5 protein-coding genes are annotated in these 12,465 nt (G+C 46.1%); all 5 read right to left on the minus strand.

Going from position 1 to position 12,465, the window contains the following annotated elements:
- Positions 1-19: 19 nt before the first annotated feature.
- Positions 20-1,489, minus strand: coding sequence for a RagB/SusD family nutrient uptake outer membrane protein (locus F3I09_RS22970; protein WP_149697397.1), 1,470 nt, complete (start codon positions 1,487-1,489; stop codon positions 20-22).
- A gap of 21 nt (positions 1,490-1,510) precedes the next feature.
- Entirely contained in the window at positions 1,511-4,876 is a 3,366-nt protein-coding gene (locus F3I09_RS22975) for a TonB-dependent receptor (protein WP_188133925.1), read from the minus strand.
- 301 nt (positions 4,877-5,177) lie between these two features.
- Positions 5,178-6,128: a FecR family protein gene (locus F3I09_RS22980; protein WP_149697399.1), complete on the minus strand. Its 951-nt coding sequence runs from the start codon at positions 6,126-6,128 to the stop codon at positions 5,178-5,180.
- 128 nt (positions 6,129-6,256) lie between these two features.
- Positions 6,257-6,805, minus strand: coding sequence for a sigma-70 family RNA polymerase sigma factor (locus F3I09_RS22985; protein WP_149697400.1), 549 nt, complete (start codon positions 6,803-6,805; stop codon positions 6,257-6,259).
- A 167-nt stretch (positions 6,806-6,972) separates the two neighbouring features.
- Positions 6,973-12,459, minus strand: a complete 5,487-nt coding sequence (locus F3I09_RS22990) for a T9SS type A sorting domain-containing protein (protein WP_149697401.1) — start codon at positions 12,457-12,459, stop codon at positions 6,973-6,975.
- Positions 12,460-12,465 lie beyond the last annotated feature (6 nt).

The following is a 12,465-nucleotide window of genomic DNA, read 5'->3' on the forward strand; positions in this document are numbered from 1 at the left end:
GGTATAAATTTATGAAATGCTATTTATAGTTTTCATTCTGGATCAGTACACCATTACTCCTGTCTATTTCAGACTGTGGCAGTGGGAAGTAATAATGTTTAGGACGGATAAATGTACGTGCGGATACCAGCACATTACCACCCTTTCCATACTTGGGTTTGTTGTAATAGGTAGTGATATCGATCAGACCAGCTTTATCCCAACGCATCAGGTCCTGGTGGCGCTCATTTTCACCACTCAGCTCACAGCGGCGCTCGTGGATGATAGCAGCCATACCTGCGCCGCTTACATCTGCCAGGCCTGTTCTTTTACGTACCATGTTGATCTCATTATCACCAGCGCCAACACCCTGCGTACGGATCTTTGCTTCTGCTACCAGCAGGGCAATATCAGCTGTTCTTAACAGTGGATATTTCAGTGAATAGTTCAGACCACCGTTGGGTTTCCAGTAAGAGAACTTATGGAAGTGATAACCGGTTTCAGACATATCAGCACTATAGGTAGCAATGCTGGAACCAATATTGATCTTGTCACCAGGCGACATGATAGATACTGCTTTACGCACATCTCCGGGTTCAAACTCATCTACCAGTCCCTGCAATGGCTGATGGAAGTTCCATCCGTTCCATTCGCGCGGAGTATAGTAGGTGGTAAAGTCTGAATAGCCCCAGGTATCGCTGGTCTGTACAGCAAACAGCATTTCATCGTTGTTGCTGGTCTCAGGTGTGAAGTTCGCTACATAAGTAGGCGCAAGATTATAATTGCCGCTGGTCAGTACTTTCTCACCATAGATGAGCGCCTGATCCAGTTTATCCCAGTACATGTACAGTTTACACAGCAGTCCCCAGGCAGAACCTTTGGATGCACGTCCTCTGTCAGAACCCTCATTCTTAGCCGGTAAAAGATCGGCTGCAGCCAGCAGGTCTGACTGAATGATAGCACGGAGACTGTCAGCACTTACTTTCGGTTTCACATAGTTGCTCTGCGCTACATCGTCTTCAGTAACCACAGGTGCTTCTCCATATACCAACAGCAGGCGCCAGTAAGCGAATGCACGCAGGAAACGGGCTTCACCCAGGCAACGGTTCTTGATGGTTTCATCCATGCCTTCGATCTTCGGAATATACATCAGCGCACTGTTCGCACGGTTGATCATTTCGTATTTCCATTTCCAGCCAAATCTTACCTGTGCATTGGCTGCATCATAAGTAAGGTTCTCAATGGCCACATCTTCAGAGTGGTCACCTGCACGGTACTGATCATCAGAAGGGTCATCAAAAGTAAATTCGGCATGTCCTGTGAAGTCTTCTTCCAGCAGTACGTTGTAGATACCAGTGATACCGTTGACTGCATCAGATTGTGAACGCCAGTAAGTGGCGGTTGTATAAGTGCCTTTCGGCGTTACGTCCAGGATGCTGTCGCATGAAGACATGGACAGTAACAGGCCCGCAGCTATTATTAAAAACTTATTGTGAATACGTGTTGTCATGATCCATTAGTTAAATGAAGCTTAGAAATTCATTGAAGCACCTGCGGTGAAACTTCTTGCCTGTGGGTAAGTGGCTACGTCCACACCTCTCTGTTTATTACCGTCTGTATAACCCAGTGCAGGATTCAGACCGGAATAATTGGTGATGATGAACATGTTCTGGCCTGCTACATATACACGGATGTTTGTAGAAGACTTGCTACCCCATAAGCGGGAAGGAATGGTATATCCCAATGCTGCATTACGGAGCGTAAAATAATTGCCACTTTCAATAAACCTGTCTGACGTACGGTAGTTACCGTTATTATCACTTAACGTCATGCGTGGTACACTGTTGCTGGTACCTTCACCATGCCAGCGCTGCAGTTCTTCTGCATAGTAATTATAGGAATAGGTTGGATCCAGCCCCTGCATTTTATCAGCATTGTACAATTTCACACCTGCTACACCTGTAAAGGACAGGCTCAGGTCAAATCCTTTGTAGTTGGCGCCGGCCTGCAGACCGTATTGGAGACGCGGATTAGGATCGCCCAGGTATACCCTGTCGGCTTCAGTAATAGCACCATCGCCATTCACATCGACAAAGCGCACATCACCTGGTTTGATGTTATCCTTTCTGCCATCTTTAGCGATATAAGGATCGCTGTCGATCTGTGCCTGGTTCTGATATAAACCGGCTGTTTTCCAGCCATAGAAAGAAGCGATAGGCTGTCCTTCATAAGTACGTGAGATCTCCTGGTTCTGACGGCCGTAGCTGCTGGAACCAATGTAAGTATTGGCAGAGTACAGTCTTGTTACCTTGTTCCTGATAACGGTAGCATTTGCCGCAATGTTGTAGGTAAATGCTTTTTTACCACCCTGGTAAGAAACTTCAAATTCCCATCCGTGGTTGTTCAGTTTACCGATATTCTCATCAGGCACAACGGAAGTACCATGCAGGTCTGGTTTTGCAGCAGGCACCAGCATGTCGATCGTGTTCTTATCGAAGTAAGAGATGGTTGCATTCAATGCGTTATTCAGGAATCCAAGTTCTGCACTGATGTTGGTCATATGCGCCTTTTCCCAGGTAATGTTAGGGTTTGCCAGGCTGGAGTTCCAGATACCTGTAAACGGCTGATCGCCGAAATTGTACTTACGATTCTTGATGATGGTAGCCAGGTACTGGAATTCAGTTACGTTCTGGTTACCCAGTACACCCCATCCACCAGTTACTTTCAGGTTGTTCATGAAGTGTACATTATCCTTGAAGAAGTTCTCGTCAGATATACGCCAGCCCACAGACACAGCCGGGAAGTAACCCCAGCGGTTGCCTTCTGCAAACCTGGAAGAACCATCCGCACGCATAGTAGCAGTCAGCAGGTATTTACCTTTATAGCTGTAAAAACCTCTTGCAAATCCTGATGCCAGGATGTTGGTAGCATAGTAGTTACCGGCAGCGTTGTAAACAATGCTACCGTTGTCCAGCACCAGTACATAAGGCGATTCATCATCGAAACCATTACGCTGTGCGCTGTAGTAGCTGCCACTGTATTTCTGGTAGGAAATACCACCGGTCAGGCTGAGCTGATGGTCTCTGGCAATTGTTTTATTATAAGACAGGAATGCCTCTCCCAGGTGAGTGCTGGTGCTGGTATTCGCCTGTGTTAATTCCGCATCGTCACGGGTACGTACCTGTGTTAATGTTTTAGGCAGGAAGTTGAAAGAGTTGCTCAGTGTACCATCAAACGCATAGTTCAAACGCAGTTTCAGGTCTTTGATGATCTCTACTTCAGCAAAGGCATTGGCCAGTATACGATAGTTCTTGGTCCAGGCTTCTGTTGTTTCTGCGGTATACACAGGGTTGTTGATATCGCCCAGTTCATTGTTTGCCTGTGCAGAACCATAGTTACCCATATCATCCTTCACTGGTATAGCAGGATTGAAACGCAGTGCGCTGAAGATCAGACCTGTCTGGGAAGAATAGGTATCCAGTGAGTTGCCTTTACGGGCAGTCAGCTGCAGGTTCTCTCCTACTTTCAGGCGACTGTTGATACGGTGCTCAGAATTGATGCGCACAGTATATCTTTTGAAATAGGTATTGGTGATCAGACCTTTTTCATCATAATAACCCATGGAGAACAGGTAGTTGGAATAAGCGCTACCACCTTTGATGGAAACGTCTGCATTGGTCACATGTCCTGTATTGAACAATGCCTTCTGCCAGTCTGTACGCTGTACTGCATAGTATGGGTCCTGCCAGAATGAAGGCACGCTGAGACCATCATTGGTATAACGTTCCTGTTTCAGTTTCACCAGATCAGGAGCGGTCAGTAATGGTATATAACGGTTTACATTGGAAATACCACGGTAGATGTTTACGTTGGTATTTAATTTCTCATTGTAAGATCCTTTTTTGGTAGTAATGATGATCACACCATTTGCCGCACGGGTACCGTAGATAGCGGAGGAAGACGCATCTTTCAGTACTTCCATGGAGGCGATATCATTATTGTTGATATCACTTAAACCAGTCAGGTTGGGAGCAGGTACCCCGTCTATAATGATCAGTGGTTCTGAGTTATTGATCGTACCTGTACCACGTATACGGATGCTGGGAGTAGTACCGGGAGATCCATCGGAACGAACGATGTCCACACCAGCCACACGGCCCTGTATAGCCTGGGCAGCATCACTCACAGGCAGGTTTTTGATATCAGCTCCTTTTACAGTAGAGATAGCGCCGGTGAGGTCGCGGCGGGTCTGCACACCATAACCCACTACTACAACGTCGGTCAGACTGGTAGTAGCAGTCGTTAATGTGATGTTGTCCAGGTTGCCGGTAGCACTTGCAGTCACGCTGGCGAAACCGATGGTTTTAAACACCAGGGAGTCTGTATGATCTACTTTAAGTATAAAGTTACCATTGGCGTCTGTTGCAACACCCCGGTTCTTTCCCTTTACACTTACGGTCACACCGATCAGGGGCTGACCTTTGTCATCCTTCACCTTTCCACGTACTGTAATGGAGGTATCTGCCGCCACAGCAGGTATTACACCGGCCAGGCTAAGATTGAACCCAGGTGTTTCAAATTTGCGGGTAATAATGATCTGTGTCTTATTCTGTTCAAAGTTCAGATCATTGGGCTCCAGTAACTGAAGCAGTATTTTCTCCACAGAAGTATTGCTGGCATTGATGCTCACAGGCCCTGCAGCTTTAATCTGGGACGAATTGTAGACAAAACGGAAAGGCGTGATCTGCTGGATCCTCTCCAGGACCGTTTCCAGCTTCATTTTGCTGGCTACGAGATTGATCTTTACCTCCTTAATATCCTGACCTTCAGTGCTCTTGGCGAACAGCGAAAGCGAAAAGGTATAGAAAAATACCAATATATAAGCCGAACATCGCATGAGGAATAATAAGTATTGAATACACGTCTTCCGTGTATACGCTGTTTTTTTCATAACTTTAATACGATTTGTTGTTATAAAATGATGAATCCAGGCCAGGGTATGCAGGTTTGGCGACATGAAATACCCTGCCATAAAACGCTCCCTGTATTTTCTTTTGCAGGGACGTTTTATTTATGCTACGTGCTGTTTGTCATTTTTAGCATATGATGTCCTGATATTTTGGTACGCTTCCTTAATTCTGTGACAAGTCTTTATGACAAGTTTCCATGACAAGTTATATGACAATCTTCCCCACTTATTACTGACATCCTTTTCCTTCCAAAGTAATAGTACTACTGTCCGCACTAAAGGTATAGGTCGCATTGTTGATCTTACATAACAGCTCTATCACACGTGAAACCGGCGATTCTTTCTCAAAAGTGGCGGTGATCATGCACTGTTCCAATGACTTGTTGGCAAAAACTATGTTCACATTGTATTTTCGGTTGATAGTCCTGGCAATTTCTTCAAATGACTGATCGTAAAATTCGAGTTGTCCCTTTGTCCAGGAATAGGCCACATCGGCTTTTACAGCTACTAATACCGGTGGCTGCTGGCTCGCATATTTTACCTGTTTATTTGGCGTTAAAAAGGTAACGGTTTTGGTCTTTTTGTCCTCTAACTTTACTTTCCCCTTCGTCACTGTAATGGCGAATGGTTCGTCGGGATATGCTTTTATATTAAAGGCAGTTCCCAGTACCTGTGTCACCATATTGCCCGACTGGATGATGAACGGTTTGTCCGGGTCGCTTGCTACATCAAAATAGGCCTCCCCTGTCAGGCTAAGCCGGCGTTCTCCCATAAATGGAAAATCTGTATAAACCAGCTTCGTAGCCGAGTTGAGCCACACCCTGCTGCCATCTTTAAGAACAACAAAACGGGGCTGTTGTTGTGCATTATATACCTGACGACCACTGAAAAATACAGATAGTAAGGTGGCAGTGAGCACCAGGAAGACGGCTGCTACCATCCGGTAAGGCTTTACTTGCATAAATATGCGCTTCCGGCGGCTTTCCTGTGCATTCAGCTCATCGATCCTCGCTTTCATCCTGCTTTCCAGCTCATACTCACTTTCTCCTGCCGGCAGCTCTACCACCAGTTCCCTGTCTTCAAAGGAATAATACCACTGTTCGATGAGTTTCCTTTCTCTCGCTGTCGCGGTGCCATCCAGGTATTTTGCAGTTAAGTCAGTTAGCTGCTCTTTAGTCATAATTTGATAGTAAATGCAGATAAAAAAAACTCCGTGACCAGATCACAGCAAACTGTATCCAATATAATAGTGTAAGAAAAAGCAGGCTACCCTACCTCATGATAAAAATATTTTTCCCGGAGAACGATTCAGAACAATAATAACATCAGCATATGCTTAAACTGGACCCTTAACTGGCGGAGCGCCCGGGTCATGTGCTTTTCCACGGCTTTGGTGGAGATATTCAGTTTTTCGGAGATCGTTTTGTTGGCAAGGCCCTCTTCCCGGCTATAGCGGTATACCAGCCGGCATTTTTCAGGCAGGCGATCTATTTCCCGCCGGATCTCTTCTTCCAGCAGGCGTGTATCGGCAGTACTCTGTTCTGCTGCCAGAACATGCAGCTCTTCCAGGGAACCTGTGTTCCTGGCCGGCTGGGCAAAATAATGGAAAATGGAATATTTGGTGGCAGTAGCCAGGTAAGTATACAGATGTTTGATCTCAGATCTTTCGCGGGAAGCCCATAGGCTCGCGAAGATCTCCTGTACTATATCTTCAGCAGCGTTGCTGTCTCTCAGGTGGTACAAGGATAAAGCGTATAATTTACGCCAATAACGACGGTAAATCTCGTCAAAGGCCTTCCCGTCAGAAAGCCTGACCTTGTCCATTAATTCATTGTCCTCCAATATGCTGTACGACATATGCGCCTATAAAGTGCCTTAAGGTAGCAATAATAATCTTTAATTCCAACCCTTCATTTTTTTAGAGGGCGGCGCAAAGGTGCAGTATTTTTTGGGAATACCTTCAAAGAATTAGTACCAGACATAAAAAAGGGGGCTCTTTGTTCTCTGAGCCCCCTTTTCCCGGTTTATAATTTTAATAATTTCTTCACCTGGTATTCATCCCCGACCTGCACTCCTATCAGGTAAATGCCCTGTTGCAGGCGTTCCGCATCAAAAGATAACTGGTAAGTATCCGATCCTGATGACTGCTTCATATCAACGATCTGACCATTGTTAAAGCTGATCACCCTTACATTGACCGCCGCCTGTTTAGTGAGGCGGATATCTACTTTATATTGTGTGGAAGCCGGATTTGGAGATACGATGATCTCTTTTATCAGCTTCTCCCTGTATCCAAGCAGGCTGTCGATATTGCCCTGTTCATCACGCGGCAATATGGTAATGCTCTTTTGTATGGATGAAGCACATTCACCAAGTCTTGCCAGCAAGCCAATATCGTAGGTGCCCGGCTTATCGAAGATGAGCAGACGGATGCTGCCATCGGCATTACTTCCTGCGTCGCGGCCTGCTATTGGCAATGTCCATTCCAGACGGGATGGCTTGGGACGGGATACATCCATGATCACCACTGTGTCGCCCACGGCATTGTAGCTGGACACCAGGAACTCCGTGGTCAATGCTTCCAGGGATGTTTGCAGCGAGAACGCAGCTTTCGCAAAGCAGCCTACTTCATTGGTCACAGTCAGGGTGTAATTACCGCCCTCTCCTATTGTTACCTGTTGCGTGGTAGCATTGAAACCGGCATCAGACTGCCACAGGTATTGTTTACCCGGATTACCGGCGCTCAGGTGCAATTGTTGACCTACACACAGTACCGTATCACGGAAGCCCAGGTCGATCTTTATTTCTTCCGGCTGAATGATCACCGTCTGATCTGTCAGTTCACAACCATGCGCATCTGTCATCGTCACACTGTAAATACCTCCTTCCAGTTTGTCTATGCGGGGCATTATGGCGCCGTTAGACCAATTATAACTATATGGCAGTGTTCCTCCATTCATAGCAACAGCAATGCTGGCATCTGCGGAATAACTACATACTGGTTGCTTCACTTCCTTACTGAACGTCAGCAGGGTAGGTTGTGATATGCGTTCAGATATATTCGCCTTACAACCATGCGCGTCTGTTGCAAGTAAGAGGTAATCGCCTGCCGGCAGGTGTTCAAACACAGGACCGGACTGCGCAGGCAGATTATTGAGGGAGAAACTGTAAGCAGCGGTTCCACCAGCAGCAGCTACTTCAATACGGCCTTCTGAACGGCCAAAACATTGTACATCATCCTTTGTAACCAACGATAAGGTAAACAACTCCGGCTGCACAAGGTCTGTTGAGAAAGACACATTACAAGCATTGGCATCGGTCACTTTCATTGCATAATGTCCGTGCGCCAAGCCCGTAAAGGCAGGTAATGTCTGCACACTGCTGTTTAATTGATAACTATAAGGTAGTGTACCACCAGTCGCCACCAATTCAATCTTACCATTAGTTTCACCATAACAACCAGGCGCCTGCTGTGCGCTTATACGTGCCGCCAGGGCATCCGGCTGACTGATAGTTACCGGTAACTGGCTGATACAGGCATTCCTGTCTCTTACATAACCAGTGTAGTTGCCAGCGCCTAACTGATCAAATACACCAGTAGATTGATAATTTACACCATCAATAGACCATTCATAAGTACCCACACCTCCTCTCGCTGTAAGCGTCAGTGCACCATTCTTCTCACCAAAACATTTTACCAGCTTCTTGTCCGTCAGCACCGGCTCCAGCAGTGCAGGCTCAGTGATACCGCTGCTGATCACGATATGACAGCTGTAAGGAACATCGCGTACATGCACTGTATAAGCACCTGCTTTAAGGCCTGTAAACACCGGGGATGACTGGAAAATGGTACCATCCAGGGAATATTCATAATTGCTGTTGCCACCTGTCACACCAGATACTGTCAGACTACCATTAGTGCCGTTCTTACAGGACACCGCAGAGGGTGTAACAACACCTCTGATAGTAACAGGACCATAAGGCGACAATACCCTGGTAATGATACAGCCATTGGCATCTTTTATATACACGGTATAATCGCCGTTCAACAACTGATCAAAAGTAGTGGCTGAAGTATAATTTAAGTCATCGAGGCTATATGCATATGGCGTCAAACCTCCATTTGTAGCCCTTATTACAATAGAACCCTTATCATCGCAGCTGGCCGGAGGATTGGATACCAGGTCCACTGACAATGGCGCATAAAGATCTACTATAGGTAAAGAGAAAGACTGCTCACAGCCATTCTGATCTTTCACTATCAGTGGATAATTACCTGCTGGCAGACCTGACCAGTTGCTTTCAGACTGATAACCGGCATTGTTGAAGTTGTAGGCATATGTACCCGCACCACCTTTCGCAATAAGACTGATAGCGCCTGTAGATGCACCGGCACAAAGCACATCTGTTTTAGTGGTGATGTCGATATCCATTTTACTGAATTCAGTAACTGTTTCCTGGATGGTGGTGGTACAACCATGACCATCTTTTACAGTGAGGTTGTAAACACCTGCTCTCAGGTTCTCAAACAAACCCGTAGCCTGGAATCCACCGCTATTGATAGCATAGGTGTAAGGTACTGTTCCGCCTGTAGCCTTTACTGTAATGCTGCCATTATTGCCGCCAAAGCAGCTCACTTTGCCAATACTGGTAGCTGATAACAACAGTGCAGAAGGTTCTTCCGTCAACCATGATTTGGACAACTGGCAACCATTACCGTCTTTCACAGTAATGGTCCTGTTACCGGCTGTAAGAGCTGTTATAACTGGTGAAGTACCAAATACGGCGCCATCCACAGAATAGGTATAAGTATTCGTACCACCGCTGGCTGTGATCCTGAGTTCACCGGTAGCACCAGCATTACACAATGCATCAGATCCGGTCATGGTAAAATCAACAGCAGATAATTGTGATACCACTGCTGTTTCCTGTCCCCGGCAACCTTTCTGGTCCTTGATGTAGATGGTATAGTTATTCGCAGGCAGATTATCAAACTGTGGCGAAGTACCAAACGCGATATTGTCGATAGCGAAGGTATATCCGCCATTGCCACCTGTTACATTATTCACGCGTACACTACCATTGGATTGTCCGAAGCAGCGTGCGTCTGTAGCTACCGCCTGTGCATCGATCTGTGTCGGTTGTGTTACCGTCACGTTAATAGTAGTAGTACAATTGTTATCATCTTTTGCAGTGATGGTATAAGTGCCGGCAGTTAAACCAGTAAAGGTACCGGCAGTAGCTACCAAAGGCGCAGTATTGATATAATAACGGATGGTACCTGTTCCTCCGGTTGCGATTACCCTGACCTGACCATCTGTATATCCGTAACAGCTTACCGGTGTAACTACATCCTGCTGCAATGTGAGCTGGGCCGGAGTATTAACTTTTACACCTGATACGCTGTTCTCACAACCTTTCGCATCTTTCACAGCGATAGTATATGTGTCTGCGCCTACCGTGAATTTTGTAACACTTTGCCATGCACCGCCATCAATGTTAAATGTATAAGGAGCAGTGCCATTCAAACCGCTAACGTTAATAATACCCGTAGGCGTATTATAGCAGGCCACATCTGTGACTGTTGTGCTGACAGCTACTTTCAGTGCCGGCTGACTAACAGTAACAGGCGTTGCGTTTACCGTACAACCTTTGCTATCATCTACACGCATGGTATAGGTACCTGCCGCAACAGTAAACACATTAGTTGTCTGTGGCAGTGCATTGTTGATATAATAAGTATAAGCACCATTACCGCCTGATGCAGTTACCGTAATAGTTCCGTTGTTCATATCGCGGCATATTGCATCTGTTGCAGTGACTTTGGTGATCGTCATTGCTGGCGGAGCAGACACCGTTGCCGGTTTGTTTAACTCAACACCATTCGCATCACGTACCCATACAGTATATGTACCACCGCTCAGGAAGCTGAACACCGGTGCACTTGCGCGATAAGCATCACTGTTTAGTTTATAAGAATAAGGCGGCGCTCCTCCTGTCACAGTTACCCTGATCACACCGTCTGCTACATCAGAACAGGAAGCAGCTGTAGTTGTCATAGTAAAATCAAGCGCCTGCAAAGTAATATTCAGCGGAGTAGCTGAAATACATCCTGCATTATCTTTCGAATAAAAACGATAGGTACCAGCTCCCAGCCCGGCAAAAGTAGCGCCGGTCTGCCAGTTAGTACCATCTTTTGAATACATATAAGGCGCACCACTACCACCACCCGCAACGAGTGTTACACTACCATTTGCGGCACCGCCTGAAGGCGCTACAATAGCGCCATTGCTGACTGTAACTGCCGCTAACATGGTCACTGTTTTATTTACGCTACAGGCATTCGCATCTGTCACCACAGCGGTATATGCAGTACCCGGCGTCAATCCTGTAAACAGGTTGTCGGCCGGATTCACTATACTGCCAATACTGAACTGATAAGGCGCCTTACCTCCTGATGCGCTCAACGTCACTGCCGGCGCGCCATTATAACATGAAATACTCGTAACAGGAATGATCTGCAGAGCAGGATCTATCACTATTTGACTGGGACTTTTCCAGACGCACGCCGAACTCTCCGTAGAACCAGCAAATTCAACCGCTGCGGCGTCATACCGTCCCGGAGGTACTGCTACATCAACATTCGCTTTATCTATCAACACATTTGTAACGGTTACTCCATTGTCCAGTTTAATATAAAACGCCGGACTACCAGTAAACACAGCACCTGAAGGTGTACGGATATCTGTAAAGTGAATGAACCCATTTTGTCCGTAACATTTAGGTGCTTCTGCACTTACGCTACCCGGTTTTGGCAAATCCTTCTCATAGGCGATAGGAGTTGAAGCTGGCACATCTACTGTAAAGCCATTATATGTGGCTACTGCAGAGAAATTAAAGTTAGTCCTGATAGGATTTACACCTCTTGCTGTCATAAAAGCTGCCACTTCATCATACTTCACTTCCAGGGACTTTCCTCCCGTCCTGTATAATACTTTACTTCCACCATCAGGCTGTATATACCAGTCAACGGAGGAGGGTGTTTCCGGTAAGCTTAACGTAACTTTTTCCGACTGACAATAGAGTACTTTTGAATTATCAGAAGATATTACCACCTTAAAAGATGAATAAGCGGCCGACATGGTAGAGCTAAGCCTCGGACAACTTACCGCTTCAATGGAATAGGAGGCGCTGCCACCACCGAAACCATCCTCTATAAAGTTTGGAGAGTTTCCAGTATGTCCACCCAAATTGATCTCTGTGGGCTTTGATATGGAATAAATATTATACTCCTCACCCTCCCAGAATCCATCACTTCCTCCCCAGTTCTTACTATATGCTGGGAAGACACTTCCTATTACGATAAAACCGCTGATATTGTTATTTGCGCAGCCCCCTGGCATGGAAACACTTGCGCTATACCAGATCTTATAAATAGTTGTCTGTGCAAAGACAAAAGCCGGCAGCAGGAACAAACCAATGAATACTATAAATACTTTATGCTTTAACATAAATAA

It is taken from the genome of Chitinophaga sp. CF418 (assembly GCF_900142925.1).
Classification (GTDB): Bacteria; Bacteroidota; Bacteroidia; order Chitinophagales; family Chitinophagaceae; genus Chitinophaga.

Excerpts from the sequence above, each read along its gene's own strand:
- F3I09_RS22985 (WP_149697400.1), bottom strand. The coding sequence starts at position 6,805 with ATGTCGTACAGCATATTGGAGGACAATGAATTAATGGACAAGGTCAGG.
- F3I09_RS22990 (WP_149697401.1), bottom strand. The coding sequence starts at position 12,459 with ATGTTAAAGCATAAAGTATTTATAGTATTCATTGGTTTGTTCCTGCTG.
- F3I09_RS22975 (WP_188133925.1), bottom strand. The coding sequence starts at position 4,876 with ATGCGATGTTCGGCTTATATATTGGTATTTTTCTATACCTTTTCGCTT.
- F3I09_RS22980 (WP_149697399.1), bottom strand. The coding sequence starts at position 6,128 with ATGACTAAAGAGCAGCTAACTGACTTAACTGCAAAATACCTGGATGGC.
- F3I09_RS22970 (WP_149697397.1), bottom strand. The coding sequence starts at position 1,489 with ATGACAACACGTATTCACAATAAGTTTTTAATAATAGCTGCGGGCCTG.